The organism is Metabacillus endolithicus (genome assembly GCF_023078335.1).
Classification (GTDB): domain Bacteria; phylum Bacillota; class Bacilli; order Bacillales; family Bacillaceae; genus Metabacillus; species Metabacillus endolithicus.
The window spans coordinates 4,149,162-4,171,385 of record NZ_CP095550.1; the positions used below are offsets into that span (position 1 = coordinate 4,149,162).

The following is a 22,224-nucleotide window of genomic DNA, read 5'->3' on the forward strand; positions in this document are numbered from 1 at the left end:
AATATAAACGGAAGGGGAAATTGTCATGTCAGATTACAAAAAAGGTTGTATCGAGGATATTCTTAAAAAGCTTCCTCCAGGCTATGGAGTAGGAGGAGTTTACTTGAGAAACGGGTCATTAGTACCTGTTACTACTTTCTCAAATGTATGTGATTGTTGTGCATACTTTGTCGGTGCGGACTGTCAAGTTTGTGTATTTGATACTGATAACATTGCCGGATTATGCTTCGGACCAGCTGAAGCTCCAGACGCTGACGAAGAGTAATCTTAAGGGGAGCGATATCGCTGAATATCGCTCCCTTTTTGGTGATTTAATTATAATCTTTGAAATTTCAGCATCCAATGTTTCTTTTCCCCAATGTACACCATCTATTTTATTACAATCAAACGTCTTAACCTGCAATTCATCCGTAAAATGAGCAATACTACCTTCTAAGCTTATATTTAAAAATCTAGTAACATCTACATTTTTTCCATTAATCAGTATAGAATTAATTGGAAAATTAGAAGGAAGGCCTTTAAATAATTCTACAAATGGCCCGTTATAGTTAGTTTTACCAAGCTCTCTTTTAAGGTCAACATTCTCTTTAACTTGATCATTTAATTTTTGAATTAATTCTCCATATTTTTTATCATCATCATTAGCTGAAGTAGAGAGATCGTATTGAGTTTTCTGTTCTGTAGAGGAGTTAAACATCGCAATATTCAGTGCAACTGTTTTTGTGATGTGACGTTTTAAAGCTTTTATTTTCTTCTTCATATTAGTATGAAGATCATTGTACATATCTTCATACTTTTTCACTTGATAAAGTAGTTCTTCTTTTTGAAAAAAGAGTTCTTCATATAGGTTTTTGTGAACATGATCATGACCTAGTAAATGTTGATCTATCTTTGTCATACTAGTTTCATGTTCGTTTAGTAGCTGATACAGTTGATTATGATGCTCATCTACATCCAACAATTTAGCATGAAGAAGTTGGTATAAAGCTTCTTGTTGAGACATGCGGTCTAAAAAGTTGATTATTTTTTGTTCATGATCGTGTAATGAAGAAGTAACTTCTTCATTTATTTTATTCTGAACAAGTAACTGATCGTTAAGCTTGTTAAATTGCTGGTCTGCGTCTTCGTTTATTTTATCTTGGTTAGCCAACTGCTGATTCAGTTGGTCATGTACATTTCTATGTTTGTCTAACTCACTTTTAACGAAACGGTTTTGCTCATCTATTTGATTAGAGAGCACATGATAGTGATCATCTATTTGTTTTTGCTGAGTTGAAAGTAAACGATTAAGATTTTTTTGTTCTTGAAAAAGGGTTTCATTATCTTTGTCTTGTTGTATAACTTGGTTTTTAAGATCATCTGTTTGAACGATATTTTCGGACAATTGTTTTGAGTATTTGGCTTGTAACTCATCTAGGCTTGTAACATTTTCCTTTACTTTTTTTAGTTCCTGATTTTGACTGGTTAGTTGATTTGCCTGATTTGTTTGAGTAGAAGAAAGACTAGAAACATTTTGTGCAATGGAATGTATCTCATGACTTTGTGAATTTTGTTTATCAACTAGCTCAGAATGAAGGGTAGCTTGTTCCTTCACTTTTTGGGTAATCCAGTCGGTGAAGTTCGCTTGCTTTGACACATGCTGATAAAAATCACTCATTAATCTTTTGTTTTTTAATGTTAGATTGTTAAACTCACAAAATAATTCTCCTTGGGCTTTTTCTAACTCACCGTTCTTTTCTTCTTGTGTTTCAATATGTTTAAGAACTTTATTTGAGTAATATAAACGTTGATTCACATTCATATGTTCTAATTTGGGATTTACAAATACTTGGGGATACACATCTTTTTTGATAAAAGCGTTAGTAGACAATATCTTCCCTCCCTTTATCTACTTATGATTCTTAATATATGGGTGTTTTTCTCATAAGGTGCATGTCACTAAGAAATTAGATGTAAAATTTGGCTTAAGGACATGTTAAGGTTACAATTTAGATAACTAAATGTTTTTGGGGTGACTGTAGATGTATTTACCATCATTCAACTTATCTAATAAAACAGCTGTTATTACTGGAGCCGGCAGAGGAATAGGGAGAGCTCTTGCTATTGGTTTTGCAGAAGCTGGAGCTAATCTAGTATTATTATCTCGTACGGAAAAAGAGCTTAATGAAGTGGAAACGATCATATCTGATATGGGTAGAACAGCATTGCCAATTGTAACGGATGTTACGAAACCATCAGATATTTCTGAAGCTATCGAAAAAATCAAACAAGAAAACATAAAAATAGATATTTTGGTTAATAATGCCGGGATGAATATCCGTACTGAAGCATTAAATGTAACAGAAGATGAGTGGGACAAAATCATGAATACGAATATAAAATCTGCCTTTTTTATGTCTCGTGAAATCGGTGCTCTTATGAAGGAGCATGGTGAAGGGGGACGAATTATTAATATCTCCTCTGTTGCAGGAAAGATCGCTTTACGAACAGGAGTGGCTTATGGAGCTACAAAGGCTGCGATGATTCAAATGACAAAAATACTTGCGTTTGAATGGGGGAAATATCATATAAATGTTAATTCTATCGGGCCATGGTACTTTGAAACACCGCTAACTAAGGAATTACTTTCAAATGAAGAATATGTAAAAGACATATTAGCTGTTACACCATTAAAACGAATAGGCCAACTTCCTGAATTGGTAGGTCCGGCAGTATTTCTAGCATCAGATGCTTCAAGCTACATAAGTGGTCAAACATTGTTTGTTGACGGCGGTATGACAATTAACGGCTTTTAATCACAAGCGAAAGATTTAAGATCTTACAGACTGATATAGGGGGATCCCCCCTATATCAGGATTGTTTTGTTAGTTGTGTACGATATTCTGTTATAGTTAACTCTATTTCTTCTAATCTAGCTTCAAGCTTTTCTGTTGAATGACCTGTTGACTCGAGTTTTTCAATGTCACCTTGTACTCGAATATATTCCATTTTTAGTTCGTCAATTTTCTGCTGTACCTCTAGTGCATTCATTTGTTTGCATCTCCTTTATCATCGTTTCTTAATGAATAGTGTAACGAAAAGAAGTAAGAATGACAAAGTGGTAGCAATTAATCGGATATAAAATATTTATTTTTATGATAGAAAGCAATTTCCCACAGATGTAATCGGATACAGATAAGTGGTATAATAAAATTAGTACTAAATGTGAAAGTGGGATGTTGCTGATGAGTGGTTTAATGGGTGGACTAAATCGTGTGTTTGAATGGGTAATGCGTTTGTCCGTTATTAATATACTTTGGATTTTGTTTAATCTACCAATTTGTTATTTACTTTTCTCTATTCTTTTTGCTACAGATCAATCGTCGTTGTTCTTGTTTTTATTAACTATTGCAGTGTTGGCACCTTTTATCTTTTTCCCTGCAACAACGGCTATGTTTGGTGTAGTTCGTAAATGGGTGATGGGAGATCTTGATGTACCCTTACTAAAATCGTATTGGTTGTTTTATAAAGAAAACTATATGAGAAGCTTAACAGGGGGAATTATTTTAACCTTTATCTGGGTAGTATGGGGAGCGGATTTTTTCTTCTTTGCTAAAATGAATATTATTATAAGCTCGTTTTTTTTAGTAGGCTTCTTATTTTTATTTTTAATGACAGTGTTTTTCTTCTCTAACACTGTGCATACCGAGTTAAAGCTATTTACAAGTATTAAGAATTCATTCTTTCTCACTATGGTTTATCCATTAATTAATTTAATGGTGTTAGTATCTAGTGCAATTATTCTTTATATGAGCATTGGAGTTTTTACATTCCTTATCCCATTTTTCATGGGAACACTTATAGCGTATGTATCATTTGCTGCATATTTTCATAAACTTGAGAAAATACAGGATAAGACTTCAGAAGCTCAAAAATAAACCAAAAGAAAGAGATCGTCACATGGACGATCTCTTTCTTTTGGTAGTTGTAGCGATTTAACGATGCATCCAAATATCAGGAAGCGTTTTCATAAATAACACCTTTGAATTGAATTTTAAACTTTGAATAATTCTCTTGTTTTAACTGATTTTTAACTTCTTTTATTTTAGCAACTGCCTCCGTCATACCTGATGCAGCAATTTTATATTCTCTTTTATCTTCTCCTAGGTCAATTAAAAAAACAAACTGTTTCATTTCTGTACTCTCCTTTGATGTTAATACTCATTCTTTACAAATATGTGAAATCGGTTTCAATTATTATTCTAATATGTTGTATACGCTTTCATTTTAATCCGTTTAAAAGGAATTGTCAACCTAATGAACCCTTCCTTTTTACCTATAAAAAAAATTCTTCTTAATTTGTTCACATTTAAACTAAGAAGAATGAAATAAGTATTATATTCATTATTTTAAGTATATGGCAAAGGCAATAATGATAGCGATACCTAGAAGAATATAAATCCATGATAAACGAGAAATATTTGATTTTGTTTTCTCATCATAATCTTTATCACCTTTGCCACCTATTAAAATTGTTCCTATTAAGGAGATTACCCCAATAATAATCACTAGAAAGATGGCTAATTTCACTTTTAGTCCTCCTCGCCTCAATACACTTATTTTTATATCATACTATAAATCTTACCTGAGACATGCTTCTTTTAACTTTTATTTTGGTAAAGCTCTGCTTTTATAGATTTAACTCAAATGTTAACTATTAAGGCTTTTCTTTGACATAAAGTAATGAGTGAATTTCTCTTAGCTTGTTTAACTTATCTAAAACCGTGGAAGTGTATAAATATAGCGGATAGTTGATGTACTGTTTTGTAAACGTTTTCCTATGGGTTGTATGTTTTACACAACGAGGTAATGAAATCTTTGTATTTACGCTACATTGTGGAAATCCGCTGTGAAATCGTAAAATATTTGTATAGAAACAAACTCTTACTTGCTTCTTTCTTAATGGAGGTGTTAAAAGTGTCAGTTATTACAAGAGATCTATTTTTATATTTATCTAACAACAAAACGTTAAATCGTGCCGCTCAGAATTGGGGTGCTACTATTGCCTCTGGAAAGATTGTTGGAGGAATGGATTTTCCAAGCTCCATTAAATTTATTAAAGAATTAAATAATGAAGGATTATCGGTTACAGTTGATCACTTAGGTGAGTTTGTTAGAAGTGAAACGGTAGCAAAAGAACGTACAGAAGAATGTATTCAAACAATCGAAACAATTGTTGCTCAGCAGTTAGATTCTCATGTTTCATTAAAACTCACTTCACTCGGATTAGATATTTCTAAAGATCTAGTTTATGAGAATATGATGAAAATAATGGAATCCGCTGAAAAGAATAAAGTGATGGTAACAATTGATATGGAAGATGAACAACGTTGTCAAGATACACTATCAATCTTCAAAGATCTAAAAAAGGATTATCACTATATAAGTACTGTTTTACAAGCATACTTGTACCGAACCGAGAAAGACTTAGATGAATTAAACAGTTATCAACCCTTTTTACGTCTTGTAAAGGGTGCATATAAAGAATCTCCAAAAGTGGCATTTCCTGAAAAAGAGGATGTTGATAATAATTACAAAAAAATAATCAAAAAACATCTATTAAATGGAAATTATGCAGGAATTGCCACTCATGATGATGCCATTATTGAGTACACAAAGAGATTAGTAGCTGAATACAACATTCCTAAACATTCTTTTGAATTTCAAATGCTTTATGGAATGCGTTCCACAACACAAAGAGAACTAGTTAAAGAAGGCTATAACATGCGTGTGTATGTACCATATGGACGCGACTGGTATGGATATTTTATGAGACGACTTGCTGAGCGTCCAGCCAATATTGCCTTTGCACTTAAAGGAATGACTAAAAATAAACTTTCAAATAAAGGAGACGATGAATGATGACAACACCATACAAACACGAACCATTTACTGATTTTTCACTTGAGGAAAACCGAGTAGCTTTTGAAAAAGCCTTGGAAAACGTGCAGGAAATCATGGGAAAAGAGTACCCACTTGTTATTAATGGAGAAAGAATAACAACTGAAGCGAAAATTGTCTCATACAACCCGGCAAACAAAGAAGAAGTTGTTGGTAAAGTATCGAAGGCTACACAAGAGCATGCAGAAATGGCAATCCAGGCAGCAGATGAAGCGTTCAAAGAGTGGAGATACTGGAATCCGGAAGAAAGAGCTAATATTTTATTCCGTGCAGCTGCCATTATTCGTCGTAAAAAGCATGACTTTTCAGCATTGTTGGTCAAAGAAGCTGGGAAGCCTTGGAATGAGGCTGATGCCGATACAGCTGAAGCGATTGACTTCTTAGAATATTATGGTCGACAAATGACTGAACTAGCAAAAGGAAAGCCAGTTAACAGCCGTGAAGGTGAAAGTAATAAATATATTTATACCCCAACAGGCGTAACTGTTGTCATTCCACCTTGGAACTTCTTATTTGCGATTATGGCTGGTACAACAGTTGCACCGATTGTAACTGGAAATACAGTTGTATTAAAACCTGCAAGTGCAACACCTGTTATTGCTGCTCGATTTGTTGAAGTACTTGAAGAAGCTGGATTGCCAAAAGGAGTTGTGAACTTTGTTCCTGGTAGTGGAGCTGAAGTAGGTGACTATCTAGTTGATCACCCAAAAACAAGTATCATTACATTTACTGGCTCACGGGAAGTAGGAACACGTATTTTTGAACGCGCTGCAAAAGTTCAACCAGGTCAAATGCACTTAAAACGAGTGATTGCTGAAATGGGTGGTAAGGACACAGTTGTAGTAGATAATGATTGTGATATTGAATTAGCTGCTCAATCCATTTTCGCTTCGGCATTTGGTTTTGCAGGACAAAAATGTTCAGCAGGCTCTCGTGCAGTTGTTCATGAGGATGTATATGATGAAGTCCTTCAACGTGTTATTGAGATTACAGAAAGTAAAGTAACTGGAAATCCAGAAAGTGCGGATACTTACATGGGGCCGGTTATTGATCAAGGTTCATTTGAAAAAATCATGGACTATATCTCCATTGGAAAAGAAGAAGGTCGCTTAGTAAGTGGTGGAAATGGTGATGATTCAAAAGGGTACTATATTGAACCTACCATTTTTGCGGATCTTGATCCTAATGCAAGAATTATGCAAGAAGAGATTTTTGGACCGGTTGTAGCATTTGCTAAAGCTAAAAACTTCGACGAAGCTCTTGAAATTGCTAATAATACAGAATACGGTTTAACAGGTGCTATTATTACTAGAAACAGAAAACATATTGAACGTGCAAAACATGAATTTCATGTAGGAAATCTTTACTTTAATCGTAATTGTACAGGAGCAATTGTTGGTTACCACCCATTTGGAGGCTTTAAAATGTCAGGAACTGACTCAAAAGCTGGTGGACCTGATTACTTGGCTCTTCATATGCAGGCAAAAACAATTAGTGAGATGTTATAATAAAGGGGGAGAAACCGGTAAAGTTTCTTAACTGGTTCCGTTAACTATCCCTAACCTATAAGATGTATTGCAAAATGACCTTCAAATTGAATTGTAATTTGGAGGTCATTTTTAGTTGATTTAAAGGGATTTCAACAACAACTTTTGGAGGAGTTGTAGTGCAATTTGTTTTTAAAATGTGGGATACAATAGACAGTGTAACTCAGCAAAATATACTTCATTTTTACTTACAAATTGATATACAGAAGATATAGGTTTGGCTTGAATGTTGTGGTTCAATGTTATGGAAAAAATTAAACGGAGAAATTCCGGCTAAATCGGCAAATTCCCCATATTTCATTAAAAATAAGGGGAAATATTACGCTTATTCTATCCAAATCGCTTGTTTTTGCCTTATCTAGAGCAGTTAAACGGAATATTTCCGCTTATTCTTGCTTTTTAAGCTTCCCAATACATAATAACAGGAAATTCTCCGTCTATTCTCATACCTTCTCAAAGATGAAACCGGAATAGGATAGCAAGATAGAAACCCTTGTTATTTTTAATGTTTTAGAAATTGCCCTTCATTTTACAGTGAAAAGAGATTACATTTTGATTTGTGTTTTCCTAGAAATATTGCGTTTTGAGATAGGAAACGGATCTCCTTAGAAGTTTCTGCTTTCTCTTGTTTCAGTTTAAATGCTCACCTTTTAACAAAGATTGAATACATTCTTGGGTTCTCAAACCCTAATTTTTGAGCCAGATATATGGAGCCTAAATTATGTATATCACAATCCCAACGTGGTACTTTATCGTGTTCCAGGCAATGCTTAATAAAAGCAGCTGAAACATGTGTGGCTAATCCCATTCCACTAAAGTTTGAAGAAGTGGCCACATCAATTTCCGCGTAGTTCTCAGACGTAAATATTGATATACTCTCACTTACAATTTTATCTTTATATGAAATGAAATATCCAAATCCATGTTGTAGAAAACGAGACACCGAACCCCAGTATTCTTTTATATAAACCTCATTAAACTCAAGACTCCTGTTCATAGCGTCTTCATTAAACCTTCTTACCTCATATCCATCCCTTAGCTCATCTAATTTTAGTGATGAATATCTCTGTGTGTTAAAAAAGTAAGAAAATCGCTTATATTGCTTAAATTCATTCGTTGCTTTATTTGTTAATAACTTATCCCATTCTGGAGAAGAAGAAAATAACGTAAATCGTTCATTCTTTTGTTTTTTATTTTCATAGATAGGGAGAATTGTATGTTTAAAAAAATCAATATCAGGCTCTCCAGACACAACGAATATGCCTGAACTTGTACTGATTAAGGAACAATTATTTTGTTGTATAATCTCGCCTTTAATCAACTCGTCTAGAACAGAATGAGCAAAAACGGGGAGAATTTCACTACCAGTATCGTGTGAAAATGACATTATACACCTCCTATAGTAAAGTTAGAGAATTTTTAATTTCGTGAAACTTTCGTCTACTTCGTTCGTATTACTTAATGAACATAACTAGTTACGTTTTATTATACAGATTGTAAATAGAAATGGTCATTTCCCACGTGGGATCATTAAAATTTACATTATCAAAACATACGGAGGGAAAACATATGTCAGGTTTCTTTGGTGTTATCGTTATTTTCATTCCATTGTTAATTGTAGCAGCCATAGCTGGAGTAGGTTATTTCTTTTGGGTGAAAATCCGTTATCGAACAGCCAGGTCAAATCAAGCACTTATTATTACTGGTCCTAAACTAGGTGATCCTGAGAAAGAAACGAATATATTTGCTGATCAAGAAGGACGTTCTATGAAAATTATCAGAGGTGGCGGTTACAGGCTTAGACGATTCCAAACAGCTACACCTGTTAACCTTACTTCGTTTCAGTTAAAGCTATCAACACCAAGAGTATACACAAATGGTGGCGTACCGATTGTAGCAGATGCTGTTGCCATGGTGAAAGTGGCAGATACGTTGAATGGTATTGCCAACTATGCTGAACAGTTTTTGGGAAAAGAACAGGAAGAAATTGAAGCAGAAATTATTGAGGTACTTGGAAGTAATTTACGTGCGATACTTTCAAAAATGACGGTTGAGGATATTAACAGTGATCGTGAAAAATTTAATCATGATGTTTCTGAAGTGGCTCAAAAACAATTAGATTTAATGGGCTTTAAAATTACTTCACTAGGGTTAACAGATTTACGTGATGCTGATGAGGAAAATGGATATTTAGAAAACCTAGGAAGACCTCGTATTGCTGAGGTTCGTAAATTAGCAGAAATCGCCGAGGCTAATAGTGAGCGTGAAACACGAATTCATAGAGCACAGACAGATCAAGAGGCGAAAGAGGAAGAATACAAGCGCCAGATCGCAATTGCTGAATCGAAGAAGGAAAAAGATATTAAAGATGCTGCCTTCAAAGAGGAAACTGAGCGTGCAAGAGCTAAATCAGAGCAATCTTATGAATTGGAAAGAGCAAAGCTCGCTAAAGAGGTGAAGGAAGAAGAATTAACACTTAAATTTTTAGAACGTGAACGTGCCGTTAAGCTTGAGGAAGAAGAAAGTAAAGTTCGTAAAACAAAAGCTGATGCCGAATACTATGAAACAACACGTAAAGCAGAAGCCGAGGCACGAAAATCTGAAATTGATGGAGAAGCAAAAGCGAGGATTCGCCGTGAAGAAGGATCTGCTGAAGCGGATGTTATTCGTGAGCGTGGTAAAGCAGAAGCAGAGGCACGTAAGCTGTTAGCTGAAGCAATGGAAAAACACGGTGATGTGATTATCACTGAAAAATTAATAGAAATGTTACCAGTATTTGCAGAGAAAATTGCACAGCCTTTAACGAATATTGATTCTGTTAAAATTATTGATTCAGGTAACGGTCACGGTGTTTCTTCATTTGGTAAAAGCATTACAAAAACAATGGTGGATATCCAAGAACCATTAAAAGAAATGACAGGGATTGATATGGGAGAATTGTTAAAATCATATGCAACTCGAACAAATCGTACAGATAATCATATTACCTTTCAAGAAGCAAAACGAGATAACGGCAGTGACATGGTTACAGTAGTAGAAGATGATGATGAGAAATAAGTAAAAAGCGGACTCTTGGATGTCCGCTTTTTTATTTATAAAAACCTTGCTACATTTCCTACAAAGAATCTATACAAGTCTGTACTGACACAGTATCATAATGGTAAAGAAACAATGAGTAGGAGTTTTCATATGGATGAGCTATTAGAGCGTGTGTTATCTTTATCTGATTTACACGAAATTGTGGACGGTATAAGCAATGGTTTAAAAAAGCCTGTTATTCTTGAGAGTGATCATTTTTTCTTACTTGCTTATAATTCCTATTATGTGGATCATTTTGATTCAGCAAATCAGCAAACGATTTTTGCAAAAAAATGTCCATTAAATATTTTTGAAAGATTCGTCGAGACAGGAATTATTGACAAATTAAAAACAAATGAACATCCTTTTAGAATTCACGAGATGAAAGAGATAGGTTTAAATCAACGCGTTGTTGTAAGTGCAAAATACAAAGGAACGATTATGGGATACATTTGGATACAAGAGATAGAGGACCCATTAACTGATGAACAGTTAACCTTTTTATACGATGCTTCCTTTCATGTTGGAAAGATGATTTATAAGAAAAATAAATTAAAACAACAAAAAGCTGAGAAAATCGAACATGTTTTCCGTCAGATTATTAATGGTGACTTTGTTAGTGAGAAGGAGCTTAGATGGGAGGCCACACAGTTAGATATCGTTTTGCCGTCCATTTTCAGTGTTATGGTTGTGAATGCCATTCATGCTGATGAGGAGCTTGTAGAAGAATTAAAAGAAACCATTCGATCCTATTTAAATTTAAAAGATAATACAAGCCATGTGTTAGTTGATCGGACGAATATAGTTATTATCGTTGGTTGCTATTCCCTTAAATACTCACCGGTAGAAGCTGCCTTAAATATTATTGAAAACCTGTTATCAAACTTTGATGAGAAGCGATATTCTGACATTTTTATTGGAATCGGCAATGAATATCAACCAATTACATTGCTTCAAACAAGTTACAAAGAAGCGCTGGAAGTTGTTTCGATTGCTGAAAAACTTGGAACACAGGAGAATGTTCCGTATGAACATGATAAAATTGGTATTTTTCGCTATCTTGATGTGATAAACGAAAAAAATAAGAGTATGAGCTATACAAATAAAAATCTGCAGATTCTTCAACGAAAAGATAAAGAAAGCCAAACAGAGCTAGTCAAAACTCTTGAGTACTATCTTGTGAATAACTGTAAATTAAAGCCGACTGCAGAACAAATGTTTATTCATCCAAATACGTTAAATTATCGAATGAAACAAATTGCAGAGTTAACAACGATTGATTTTTCAGATTTTAATCAAAAGTGTCAGCTATATCTTGATTTGATGTTAAATAAAAAGCAACCTAGATAAGGCAGCTTCAAAATTTATATTCAATACAATATAAAGCAAAAACCAAACCATTATATCAATCGATGAAAGGTTTGGTTTTGTTTGGTTACTCTTGATCAGGATAAGTTCTCCTCAAAAAATTGATTGATTGAGTAATTAACTCCTCTAAAACTTCTGTATCAATATCCGCCAGTTTATTAATATAAACACAAGCTTTTCCACTAGTGTGCTTACCGAATTTTTCTAATAACTTCTCACGTTCGGTATCACCTGTTGCAAAATACAAGCTTATTTTGGCTTTTCGTGGAGAAAAGCCAACAAGGGGTGCATCACCTTCATGACCAGTGGGATATTTATAGTGATACTTTCCAAACCCAATAATACTTGGTCCCCACATTTTTGCCTGATAGCCTGATACATCTGAAAAAATATCTAATAATTTGTAGGCGTCTTCACGTTTTTTCGGACTTTCAACGCTTTCAATATATTCAATGACACTTTTATCATTTTCTTTTGTTTTTTGTTCGTACAAAGCAGCTCCTCCTAAAAACAATTAGAAATACAGCTTAGTCAACAAGGCCAAGTGATTTTAAACCGTTGTATATACCTGAGTTTGTTACTTTTGTTGTTTTATATTTTGCGTATTGAAAAAGATCTGGATGTCCATTCCCCATAGCAAACCCTTCCCCAACAAGCTCTAGCATTTCCTTGTCATTCATTCCATCACCGAAAGCAATGGCAGCTTCTGTTGGAAGAGAGAGTAGCTCTAGGATATTCTGAACTGCAATCCCTTTATTTACGTTATCACGAATCACATCATAGCAATGACGTAATCCATCAACATTGACTTGTGATAAATGAATCGAAGGATCTTCCTTTTCATATAATGCTGGTTCATTTTCACTTAAATTAATAAGAGTGATTCCTAAAATTTTATCAATTACATCAAGTGAATAGGAATTATTTTTATGTAGGTGAAAAGCTGAAATAAATTCTTTAACGATTGGACTTTCTAAGTCTGAGAAAATATTCTCCTCATGAGTATACAAAACAAGCTCATGCTCATTGTTTTTGGCAATATCAACATATTTTTCAACAGTTGAGCTTAGCATTGGTTCTCGAAAAATATCCTCACCCTTATGAATGGCATACGCTCCATTGTAGCCAATAAATGATTCAATATTTAATTCCTCTGCAATATGTGATATTTCATGTAAAGGGCGACCTGTTGCAAGGAATACTTCAATTCCTTTTTTCTTCACTTCAGCTATAGCTTTTTTTGAAGAATCCTCAATTGTGTCATCAGGTCTTAGCAGTGTACCATCAATGTCTAAAAACAAAATTTTATAATTTGTCATTTTTCATCTCCATCTCAGTTTTATAAAGTGTACCCCATTAATAAGTGTAAGTGAGTTTTTAATCCAGTTTCTTCAAGTAATTATTTTATCATAGAAAAAACGGGTGAATAAAAATTTAACTATAATTTTATGTGGTTTTTACCTTTTTAAAAAATATTTTATAAATATGTTTAATTTTTTTCCAGCGGGTAATAATAATAACCGAAATTATCATCAAACATGTTTTGATTGATTTAGGAGGAAATTTTTAATGGCACAAGGAAAAGTAAAATGGTTTAACTCAGAAAAAGGTTTTGGATTTATTGAAGTTGAAGGTGGAGATGACGTATTTGTTCACTTCTCTTCAATTCAAGGAGAAGGTTATAAGAGCTTAGATGAAGGACAAGAAGTTACTTTTGACATTGAACAAGGTAACAGAGGTCCTCAAGCTGCTAACGTTCAAAAAATATAAAACCAACTAAAACCATCTAACAGGCCCTAGTTTAGGGTCTGTTTTTATTTTAGACTTTTTTCGTTGTAAGCTCCTATTTTGATTCGGTACTTTTTTAAACAGCCTTTGAATAGGTTTGTACTAATCATCAATTTATCGACATTCATAGAAATGGGGGCTTAGTAATGAAGATGGTTGATCAATTAAAAGAATTTATTGTAAATCAAGATGTAATCCCAAAGTCAATAAAAATTCACCCTGACGCACTTTTAGAACTCGAATCAGAAAAGTTTGTTTATATGATTAATAAGCATGAAGAAAACCCTGTGAAACGCTTTATGGGGATTGAGCTTATTTCGTCAGCAGATGTGGAAGGTTTTGACGTAGTAGAAGAAGGGGTTAATCAAGAGCGGTGGATTGTAAAAAAAGAGGTTAAAAAGATAAAAGAAAAATATGTCCGAGATAAGGATAATGAGTTATCTAAGGATATTAGCTTATTATTCGCGTACATGGGTTACTTAGAGCGTGAATTAGAAGATAAAACGAATTACCTAAACTACTTAAAAGAAAAGGAAGCGATTCGAGCTACAGAAAAAGGTGAATAGTTATATGTATTTATGAAGTTACATTCCTTGTTGATTTGTAATTTATTTACATTTTTAGAAAAATACGCAGGTGATTCTTCATTTATAGAGAATTGATTAAGGATGTTTGTATAATTGGAGGGATCATTATGTTTCAAACAAAAGAACGTTTTTTAATGTCTTGGCAATTTGAAGCAACTTCAACACAAAAGTTACTGAATCAGCTAAATGATGATTCACTTAATCAGGAGATTACACCTAATCACTGGACATTGGGGAGAGTCGCATGGCATATAGTGACAGCCATTCGTGTTATTTCATCGCAAACGAATTTAAGATTTGAAGGACCAGCTGAAGATTTTCCTGTACCAACATCCTCAACTTTTATTTCTGAAAGCTATAAGCAGGCTTCTCAGGCATTTACAGAGGCAATCCAAACTCAATGGTCAGATCATAACTTGCAGGATATAATTGAATTTTTCGGACAGAAAATGCCTGTTGGAACATTATTATTATTTTTACTTCAGCATCAAACGCATCATCGAGGACAATTAACAGTACTTATGCGGCAAGCAGGAATAGATGTTTCAGGAGTTTATGGACCTTCAAAAGATGAATGGGCAGCACTTGGAATGGAAGCGCCGAAGATGTAATGTTGAAAAAGGTAATTGTGAAAACGATGAATAACATCATGTTTAACGAATAGGAATATAGTTAATGGCGGAGACACTGGTAATTATTTACTGGTGTTTTTTTCTTGTGTAATACTAGTTTGAAACCCTTACATTTCTGGAGAAGATGATTTATAATAGAAAAATTGATAACTATACTTCTAAGATATGTAAGTATGAAACTTACTATATTAGCATCTCATACTTGCAAATAAAACATAAAGGATTTTTTTATGATAAACCAAAACTCCCTTGTACCATTACGAACATTTATGTTTTTTGTTAGCGCTATCGGATCAATGGTCGTTAGTTTTCTCCCGATTTACTTTCAGTATAAAGGATTCTCTAGCTCTCAAATTGGTTGGTTTTTGGCAATTGGTCCATTTGTCGGCTTGATTGCTCAGCCGCTATGGGGATATGCTAGTGACAAGTATAAAACAGTTAAAAAAGTTTTATTCTCTTGTTTAATAGGATTTTCGGTAAGTGTAATTTGGCTTTTTCAGATTGATTCTTTTTTATGGATTATTATAGCGGGATCTCTCTTTTTCTTTTTTTCTCACCAGTTAATCCTCTGGCTGATAATCTGGCAAAAAGACAATCTCAGATTCACTCCGTTACATTTGGCTCAATAAGGATGTGGGGGTCTATAGGTTTTGCCCTTGTTTCATTATTTAGCGGCTTTTTACTTTCCAAGTTTGGGATTGGATTTTTAGCCATCCCCATTACTGTTCTTGCAGTTTCTACTTGCTTGCTTTCATTAACGTTGACTGATGCAAAAGCAGGTAGCAAAAAGGTGAACTATAAAGACATCGGGATGTTTTTTAAAGATCCAACCTTAACGGCATTTTTCATCTTGATTGCGTTAGTTTTGCTAACACATCGAACTAGTGATTCGTTTATTAGTTTATATTTGTTTGAAATAGGTGGAAACGAAATGTTAGTTGGTTGGATATGGTTTATTGGTGTATCAAGTGAAGCACTTCTCTTTTTCTTAAGTGCCAAATGGTTTCGCTCTTCCAGCCCGATTTTATATATCATTATCGCCTCAGTTCTTTATTGTATTCGCTGGATCTTAACAGCGCTTTCGCAGGATCCAACGATGCTTTTATGTATTCAAGTTTTACATGGAATTTGTTTTGCTATCGTTTTTTTAGGTGCTCTTGAGTACTTATATAAAGTCATTCCTGAAGAGTTGCAAGCAACAGGACATATGGTGTTTGTAGGCATCTCCTTTGGTATAACAGGAATTATCGGATCTTCAGTTGGAGGAATTATTTTTGAAAACTTCGGGGGATCAACGTTATATTTCTTACTAGCAGGATCATCGTTTTTAGGCCTGATTGGTTTTCTTTTCTTTTATAAAAAGGAGAAAAAAGCAGAACTCAAGCAGACTGAAATGGAAAGTGTTAGTTAACAGATGGGCCGCTGTGTGTGAAATAACAACATAGTGGCCTTTGCTGTTTAAAGTTAAGAAAAATTAGCCATACAATCATTTTCACTTCATATATATAAGTGAAGGGGGTTGTACGGTGAAATCGACAAGACCATTTCTTTTAAAACTTGTATATGTGCCTATTCTAATCATCCTCCTCATGTTCTTCTTGATTGGGGTTCTGATTTCGATGAATGTTACTGTGGATTCAAGAACGATCCAGAGAACGATCGGTGAACTTAACACAGAAGAGTTATTTGTTCATTTTCTCCAATTTGAGAATCATTATTTCTACCCTGAATCTAAAAACCCCTTATTAACAACATCTAATCTATCTACCTTAGCCATCCAGCTTGCAACAAGTGTAAAACCAACGGACGCAAGGACATTTCTAGGAAATGAATTACCTGGTCTCAGATTATATGATACAGAGATAGCTGTTGCAGGTGAAGGAACAAATCTTAGCAACATTCCGTATGAATCCCCTCCACCAACAGAAATTTTACTTCAGGAAAGAAAAGTTGTGGAGGAAGAATTAAAGGGAAGAACAACAGAAGACAAAGATGATGAACAAATAACGAATCCAGATGAAAAAACAGTGTTTATCTATCAGAGCCATAGTTGGGAGTCATTTTTACCGTTATTAGAGGGAGCTGAACAGCCAAATGAGGCAATCAGTTCAGATGAGCGTGTAAATGTAATCGGCCTTGGCAGTCGTTTAGCTGAAAATCTAATGAAAAAGGGAATTGGTGTTGAGCACGATAAAACCAATATGACGAAAGAACTACAACAAAAAGGTTGGAAGTCAACGAAGGCATATACTGTTTCTGGAACAATTGTCGATCAAGCAGCTGCTGCAACAACAAGCAAATATGTTTATTACATTGATATTCATCGTGATTCTGCCAGAAAAAACATAACAACCAAGACAATAAATGGAGAGACCTACGCAAGAATCTACTTTGTTGTGGGAAAAGAAAATGAAAACTATCTAGAAAATCTTGATTTTGCTAAAACCTTACATCAGAACCTCGAAAAAAAATATCCAGGAATTAGTCGAGGTGTATTTTTAAAATCAAAAAGTGAGGGCAATGGTGTTTACAATCAAGATGTATCTAATAAAGCCATGTTGATTGAAATTGGTGGAGTAGATAACAATCTTGATGAACTTGAAAGAACAGTTGATGTTTTTGCTGATATTCTTACTGAATATCATTGGGAAAATCACGAGGCGAAAGAAGTGGGGGGACAATGACATTTTTGGAAGGTGGAGTAAAAGCATGGCTTCTTCGAGAGACAAGGGCAAGGGAATGGAGAAGAGTATTACTATAGACCAGATGAGTATTTAGAAATAGGTAATGGCTCATTTGGGGGATAAGGATAAAGGAAGAAGGCTTGATTTGTTTGTCCGATTTGCTGTTATTGAGACAGGGGTTACGTCCTATGGCAGAATCTTGGTCCCGATTTCGGAGGATTGAGACAGGAAACAACTGGAAAGAGCGGTTTCTGTCCCTATACCCTAAGGATCGAGACAGGAATCAACTGGAAAGAGTGGTTCCAGTCTCGATACCCTGAGTATCGAGACTGGATTCAAATCTAAAGAGTATCTTCTGTCCCGATAGGCCGAGTATCGAGACAGGAAACAACTCGAAAGAGCAGTTTCTGTCCCGATAGCCTAAGTATCGAGACAGGAATCAACTGGAAAGAGCGGTACCAGTCCCGATAGCCTATGTATTGGGACAGGAATCACCTCGAAAAAGCCGTACCAGTCTCGATAGCCTAAGTATCGAGACAGGAATCAACTCAAAAGAGCAGTTTCAGTCTCGATAGCCTAAGTATCGAGACAGGAATCAACTCAAAAGAGCAGTTTCAGTCCCGATAGGCCGAGTATCGAGACAGGAAACAACTCGAAAGAGCAGTTTCAGTCCCGATAGCCTAAGTATCGAGACAGGAATCAACTCAAAAGAGCGGTACCAGTCCCGATACCCTAAGTATCGAGACAGGAATCAACTCAAAAAAGCCGTACCAGTCCCAATAACCTAAGTATCAGACAGAACTCAACACTTAAGACCGTTTCCTGTCCTGACACCCTGTGCACAAACAACGATACCCTTAGTATTCTCGCTTGCATCAATTTAATTTCACCTGAACATGTGATGGATCATGCGTTAATATATTAAGGCCTCAAAATATCAATAATATTTCACTTTGTTATTAGATTTAGGATTTTTCCAATGCTTTCTCATAAATAAACAAACAATCCCGATAATGGTAACAAATAATATACTTACATAAAAACCTGGTCGAATTGATTTTTCTAACAAAGTTCCGCTGATAGCAGCGAGAAGAAGAAGCAACCCGATATATCCCAAAATTTTATTCCAGACTTTTAGCTTCAGAAGTTTAAATGAAGAACAGATGATAAAGATCCAATTGTATAGTAACAAAATTCCTGCTGCTGTTGTAATGTATTCGTAAATTTTTCCAGGTAACAATAAAGCAGTAACAATTGAGGCAATAAAGCCCCAACTGTTGCAAGAATTAATGATGGTAAGGGTAAGCTTTTAAACTTTAATTTTTTTGAAAATACAGCTGGTGCATCTCCATCATCAGCGAGAGTGACAAGGAGGTTTGTTACTCCATATAAAGCGGCTGTCATGGTAGAAAAACCAGCGATAATAATGGCGCCATTAAAAACATGTGGGAAAAAGGCCAAATTAAAATCAGATAAAGCTGTGACAAATGGGCTTTCTTTTTCACTAAATTTATCAAATGCAACTAGTGAAACGGCGAGTCCTAACGATAAAACATATACGGTAGTTAAGCTTATTAACATCAAAGATCCCGCTTTTGGTGCGTCCTTTTTATCCTTTAATTGCATTGCTTTTAATCCAATAACTTCAATACCACCATATGCATAAAAGGCATAAATGAGTGAAGCATAAAAGCCTTTAAAACCATCAGGGAAAAGTTCCTTGGGTGCGACAGGTACACCTGTTGGTTTTGCGTCACCTCCACCTATCCATCCAAAGAGTGCGGCAAATGCTAGAATGATGAACATAAGAATAGCAGCAAACTTTACAACAGCAAAAATGTCCTCCATTTTATCAAACCCGCTTGTTCCAGAAATGACAACAAGGATGGAAAGTACAGCATATCCTGCTGAGAAAATCCATAAAGGAACATTAGGAAACCAAAATTGTGACAAAATCGCTAGTGCTGTTAATTGACTTCCCATTACGAGAATATTTGAACTCCAATAATTCCATCCACAACCAAATGCAGCCCACTTACCAAATGCTTTTCCAGCATAATAGCAAAATGAGCCTTCCTGCGGGTCTTTAGCGGTCATTTTTGCTAAAACGTTATAAACAATAAAAGTACCAAGTGCGGCTAATAAAAAGGAAAAAACGATGGAAGGTCCAGCAATTTTAACCCCAATTCCAGACCCTAGAAAATAACCGGTTCCAATCGTACACCCAATTCCAATGAGTGATAACTGCCACCATTTCATGTTGCCTTGTGATGTGCTCTTTGCAGATTTAGCCATACAATACCCTCCTAAAACTCCCTAATAATTAGGGTTTCAAAGAATTGATTTTATTATGTAAAGTTTCGGCTGCTTTTCAGAAATAGAAGGTTAAGCATCATTTAAAAACCCCTTACAATAGTAAGGGGAATATAAATTAGACAAGCGAATTGAAGGAAAAGCCATCAACTGCTGAAATTCTTCCTCTCCACCATGTACCGCGGTTAAGAGTTTCTTGACTGTTTGTATTTAGATATTTTGCATCTTTAAGATGAATAAAGGTGAAAGGAGTTGAATTGTCTTTGGACTCTTGATCAGATTCTTCTTGTTTCTGCTTTGCATATTCTTCTTTTAAATCATGAAACTTCTTTGAAATAATTTTTGACATTGTGCTATCTTGGAAATTCTTCGATGCTTCTGTGATTCCCTCATAATAGGCAGTTGCCCCAATAAGAGTTCCTGAGACAACAGTTCCGTTTACGCTTAAAGTAACATCAACTTCAACACCGTCTTGCTCAACAAGATCTAAAAACATCAAAATAATTGCATCGTCAGTACCCGTTTGTTCTTGCTCTTTTTCTTTTGCCATAAAAACACCTCGCTAATAACCGTTGGTAAAGTTATCATGCCCTAAAAACCAGAGTTTGCTTACTCCATTTTTTAACATTTAATCATAGTGGACAACTCCCTTCATATAATGTACAAGTCCGGTAAAAAGGAGTGTGTGGTTTCGTTGAGTATCAGCATTTTAGTTAGTTACATTTTTTTAGGATTATCCTTAGCTGCCCCAATTGGTCCAGTTAATTCTGCTCGATTAGATAAGGGAATTAAAAATGGATTTTGGCATGCTTGGATTGTAGGAGCAGGAAGTATGATTGCAGATGCTTTTTTTATGCTCTTTGTTTACCTTGGTATGGTGAATTTTTTAGATATACCTATTGTCCAGACTTTTCTTTGGTTGTTTGGTGGATTTATTCTTATTTATTCAGGTGTTGAGAGCATTCTAGGTGTGAATAAGGTCAATCTAACTATAAGTCGTAAAAAGGATTCTTTAACAAAATGCTTTTTTACCGGGTTTATGATGTCTATAACAAGCCCACTTTCTATTTTGTTTTGGTTAGGCATTTATGGTTCCGTATTAGCTAAGACGATCCAAATGAACGGTACAAGTCAGTTGCTGGTGTACAGCTGCATGATTTTTGTAGGTTTAACATTGTGGGACGTTTTTGTTGCTGGTCTTACAACAGGATTCCGTAAATTTTTAAATGATACAAGCTTAAAAGTAATCTCAATTATCTCTGGTGCTTCATTGCTAGGTTTTGGACTATATTTTGGTTATCAAGGGCTTAAAGCACTCTTTCATTTCTAATCCTGAAGGAAGTATTTTTTGACCATTATAGTTAGCAAAGCGGTTGCCTTTATTCAACCGCTTTTTTCTTTTAAAATAAATCTATTAAGAGGAAAAAGCTAATGTGGGTGAAGGGAGAAAAAGATGACATCAATAATCGAATTAAAACACGTTTCACTTAAAAGAAATGGTCAATGGATTTTGAGGGATATAAACTGGGAAATCAAAAAACATGAACATTGGGTGTTGTATGGACTAAATGGAGCTGGAAAAACAGCTCTCTTAAATATGCTTTGTGCGTATTATTTTCCAACTGAAGGAGATGTGAAAGTATTAGGGAAGGTATTTGGTCGTGATTATTTAGCGGAGAAACTTCGTCAAAAAATCGGACTAGTATCTACAAAGCTACAACAGAAATTTTATCCTTCAGACACTGCATTTGAAATTGTATTAAGTGGTGCTTTTGCTTCAATCGGACTTTATGAAAAACCAACAGAAGAAATGAGACAAAAAGCGATTGGACTATTAAAAGAACTGAGCTGTTTACATTATGCTGATAGAGCATATGAAACTTTGTCACAGGGAGAAAGGCAACGAGTTTTGATTGCTCGAGCTTTAATGTCAGAGCCTGAGCTGTTAATTTTAGATGAACCGACAACAGGTTTAGATTTTCTTGCACGTGAACAGCTATTAGAATCAATAGAGGGCATGATGAAAAAGGAATCCGCACCAACTCTTCTTTATGTTACTCATCATGTTGAAGAGATCTTGCCAATCTTTTCTCATACTCTTTTATTAAAAAGAGGAGAAGTATTCGATTCTGGTGAAACAAAAGAGATGCTATCTGCTGGGAAGCTTTCAGCGCTTTTTGATTCTGACGTTTCAGTGATCTGGGATGAAGGACGTGCAAGTTTAAGGAGAAAAGTTCAAACCATTGATGCAGAATAGTACTCGCTCTTTCTTAATAAAAATAGAAAT

General features: G+C 34.9%; 23 protein-coding genes and 1 pseudogene. 15 read left to right on the plus strand and 9 right to left on the minus strand.

The window, feature by feature from the left end:
• Nucleotides 1–25: 25 nt before the first annotated feature.
• Complete coding sequence (locus tag MVE64_RS20880; protein WP_247341055.1) at nucleotides 26–265, plus strand: hypothetical protein; 240 nt, start codon at nucleotides 26–28, stop codon at nucleotides 263–265.
• Here MVE64_RS20880 and MVE64_RS20885 read toward each other — a convergent pair.
• Entirely contained in the window at nucleotides 221–1,870 is a 1,650-nt protein-coding gene (locus MVE64_RS20885; RefSeq protein ID WP_247341057.1) for a coiled-coil domain-containing protein, read from the minus strand. The genes MVE64_RS20880 and MVE64_RS20885 overlap by 45 nt on opposite strands.
• Nucleotides 1,871–2,021: 151 nt before the next feature.
• Between MVE64_RS20885 and MVE64_RS20890 the strand changes: the two genes are divergently transcribed.
• A complete protein-coding gene (locus tag MVE64_RS20890; RefSeq protein WP_247341059.1) occupies nucleotides 2,022–2,795 on the plus strand; it encodes an SDR family NAD(P)-dependent oxidoreductase in 774 nt (257 codons plus the stop codon).
• A gap of 55 nt (nucleotides 2,796–2,850) precedes the next feature.
• Here the strand turns inward: MVE64_RS20890 and MVE64_RS20895 are convergent, their stop codons facing one another.
• Nucleotides 2,851–3,030, minus strand: a complete 180-nt coding sequence (locus MVE64_RS20895; protein WP_247341061.1) for an SE1832 family protein — start codon at nucleotides 3,028–3,030, stop codon at nucleotides 2,851–2,853.
• A 194-nt stretch (nucleotides 3,031–3,224) separates the two neighbouring features.
• On the opposite strand from MVE64_RS20895, the gene MVE64_RS20900 reads away from it, so the two are divergent.
• Nucleotides 3,225–3,917 (plus strand): YesL family protein, encoded by a 693-nt coding sequence (locus tag MVE64_RS20900; RefSeq protein WP_247341062.1) that lies wholly within the window; start codon nucleotides 3,225–3,227, stop codon nucleotides 3,915–3,917.
• Between the two features lie 76 nt (nucleotides 3,918–3,993).
• On the opposite strand, the gene MVE64_RS20905 is transcribed toward MVE64_RS20900, so the two are convergent.
• Both MVE64_RS20905 and MVE64_RS20910 read right to left on the minus strand, forming a co-directional pair.
• Entirely contained in the window at nucleotides 3,994–4,173 is a 180-nt protein-coding gene (locus MVE64_RS20905; RefSeq protein WP_212137303.1) for a hypothetical protein, read from the minus strand.
• Between the two features lie 210 nt (nucleotides 4,174–4,383).
• A complete protein-coding gene (locus MVE64_RS20910) occupies nucleotides 4,384–4,569 on the minus strand; it encodes a cytochrome c biogenesis protein ResB (RefSeq protein ID WP_247341064.1) in 186 nt (61 codons plus the stop codon).
• A gap of 387 nt (nucleotides 4,570–4,956) precedes the next feature.
• On the opposite strand from MVE64_RS20910, the gene MVE64_RS20915 reads away from it, so the two are divergent.
• Both MVE64_RS20915 and pruA read left to right on the plus strand, forming a co-directional pair.
• Nucleotides 4,957–5,901 carry a proline dehydrogenase family protein gene (locus MVE64_RS20915; RefSeq protein WP_281730405.1) on the plus strand — a complete coding sequence of 315 codons (945 nt, stop codon included), beginning with the start codon at nucleotides 4,957–4,959 and terminating at the stop codon, nucleotides 5,899–5,901.
• A complete protein-coding gene (gene pruA / locus MVE64_RS20920; RefSeq protein ID WP_247347174.1) occupies nucleotides 5,901–7,448 on the plus strand; it encodes an L-glutamate gamma-semialdehyde dehydrogenase in 1,548 nt (515 codons plus the stop codon). The genes MVE64_RS20915 and pruA overlap by 1 nt, the downstream gene beginning before the upstream one ends.
• A 682-nt stretch (nucleotides 7,449–8,130) precedes the next feature.
• On the opposite strand, the gene MVE64_RS20925 is transcribed toward pruA, so the two are convergent.
• The gene (locus MVE64_RS20925) at nucleotides 8,131–8,874 is read right to left on the minus strand and encodes a GNAT family N-acetyltransferase (RefSeq protein WP_247341066.1); all 744 of its coding nucleotides are present in this window, start codon (nucleotides 8,872–8,874) and stop codon (nucleotides 8,131–8,133) included.
• A 182-nt stretch (nucleotides 8,875–9,056) separates the two neighbouring features.
• On the opposite strand from MVE64_RS20925, the gene MVE64_RS20930 reads away from it, so the two are divergent.
• Both MVE64_RS20930 and MVE64_RS20935 read left to right on the plus strand, forming a co-directional pair.
• Nucleotides 9,057–10,544 (plus strand): flotillin family protein, encoded by a 1,488-nt coding sequence (locus tag MVE64_RS20930; RefSeq protein WP_247341068.1) that lies wholly within the window; start codon nucleotides 9,057–9,059, stop codon nucleotides 10,542–10,544.
• A 132-nt stretch (nucleotides 10,545–10,676) separates the two neighbouring features.
• Nucleotides 10,677–11,915, plus strand: a complete 1,239-nt coding sequence (locus tag MVE64_RS20935) for a PucR family transcriptional regulator (RefSeq protein ID WP_247341070.1) — start codon at nucleotides 10,677–10,679, stop codon at nucleotides 11,913–11,915.
• A gap of 85 nt (nucleotides 11,916–12,000) precedes the next feature.
• On the opposite strand, the gene MVE64_RS20940 is transcribed toward MVE64_RS20935, so the two are convergent.
• Both MVE64_RS20940 and MVE64_RS20945 read right to left on the minus strand, forming a co-directional pair.
• Nucleotides 12,001–12,426, minus strand: coding sequence for a DUF1801 domain-containing protein (locus MVE64_RS20940; RefSeq protein ID WP_247341072.1), 426 nt, complete (start codon nucleotides 12,424–12,426; stop codon nucleotides 12,001–12,003).
• Between the two features lie 34 nt (nucleotides 12,427–12,460).
• Nucleotides 12,461–13,252 carry a Cof-type HAD-IIB family hydrolase gene (locus tag MVE64_RS20945; RefSeq protein WP_247341074.1) on the minus strand — a complete coding sequence of 264 codons (792 nt, stop codon included), beginning with the start codon at nucleotides 13,250–13,252 and terminating at the stop codon, nucleotides 12,461–12,463.
• A gap of 250 nt (nucleotides 13,253–13,502) precedes the next feature.
• Between MVE64_RS20945 and MVE64_RS20950 the strand changes: the two genes are divergently transcribed.
• The 6 genes from MVE64_RS20950 (at nucleotide 13,503) to spoIIP (ending at nucleotide 17,624) form a co-directional block, all read left to right on the plus strand.
• On the plus strand, nucleotides 13,503–13,703 hold the full coding sequence (locus MVE64_RS20950) for a cold-shock protein (protein WP_098798468.1): 201 nt from the start codon (nucleotides 13,503–13,505) through the stop codon (nucleotides 13,701–13,703).
• 164 nt (nucleotides 13,704–13,867) lie between these two features.
• A complete protein-coding gene (locus tag MVE64_RS20955; RefSeq protein WP_247341076.1) occupies nucleotides 13,868–14,287 on the plus strand; it encodes a hypothetical protein in 420 nt (139 codons plus the stop codon).
• A gap of 128 nt (nucleotides 14,288–14,415) precedes the next feature.
• A complete protein-coding gene (locus tag MVE64_RS20960; protein ID WP_247341078.1) occupies nucleotides 14,416–14,919 on the plus strand; it encodes a DinB family protein in 504 nt (167 codons plus the stop codon).
• Between the two features lie 317 nt (nucleotides 14,920–15,236).
• Nucleotides 15,237–15,569, plus strand: a complete 333-nt coding sequence (locus MVE64_RS28195; RefSeq protein WP_425594014.1) for an MFS transporter — start codon at nucleotides 15,237–15,239, stop codon at nucleotides 15,567–15,569.
• Nucleotides 15,455–16,351, plus strand: a complete 897-nt coding sequence (locus MVE64_RS20965) for an MFS transporter (protein ID WP_281730406.1) — start codon at nucleotides 15,455–15,457, stop codon at nucleotides 16,349–16,351. Before MVE64_RS28195 ends, MVE64_RS20965 begins: the two co-directional genes overlap by 115 nt.
• Before the next feature lie 115 nt (nucleotides 16,352–16,466).
• On the plus strand, nucleotides 16,467–17,624 hold the full coding sequence (gene spoIIP / locus MVE64_RS20970; protein ID WP_247341079.1) for a stage II sporulation protein P: 1,158 nt from the start codon (nucleotides 16,467–16,469) through the stop codon (nucleotides 17,622–17,624).
• A gap of 937 nt (nucleotides 17,625–18,561) precedes the next feature.
• On the opposite strand, the pseudogene MVE64_RS20975 reads toward spoIIP, so the two are convergent.
• Nucleotides 18,562–19,919: pseudogene (locus MVE64_RS20975) on the minus strand (amino acid permease).
• A gap of 136 nt (nucleotides 19,920–20,055) precedes the next feature.
• Nucleotides 20,056–20,487 carry a gas vesicle accessory protein GvpU gene (gene gvpU, locus MVE64_RS20980; RefSeq protein ID WP_247341081.1) on the minus strand — a complete coding sequence of 144 codons (432 nt, stop codon included), beginning with the start codon at nucleotides 20,485–20,487 and terminating at the stop codon, nucleotides 20,056–20,058.
• A gap of 144 nt (nucleotides 20,488–20,631) precedes the next feature.
• Here gvpU and MVE64_RS20985 point away from each other — a divergent pair, with 144 nt between their 5' ends.
• Nucleotides 20,632–21,267 carry a LysE family transporter gene (locus MVE64_RS20985; protein ID WP_247341082.1) on the plus strand — a complete coding sequence of 212 codons (636 nt, stop codon included), beginning with the start codon at nucleotides 20,632–20,634 and terminating at the stop codon, nucleotides 21,265–21,267.
• Nucleotides 21,268–21,390: 123 nt separating this feature from the next.
• Nucleotides 21,391–22,194 carry an ABC transporter ATP-binding protein gene (locus MVE64_RS20990; protein WP_247341084.1) on the plus strand — a complete coding sequence of 268 codons (804 nt, stop codon included), beginning with the start codon at nucleotides 21,391–21,393 and terminating at the stop codon, nucleotides 22,192–22,194.
• The last annotated feature ends 30 nt before the right edge of the window (nucleotides 22,195–22,224 follow it).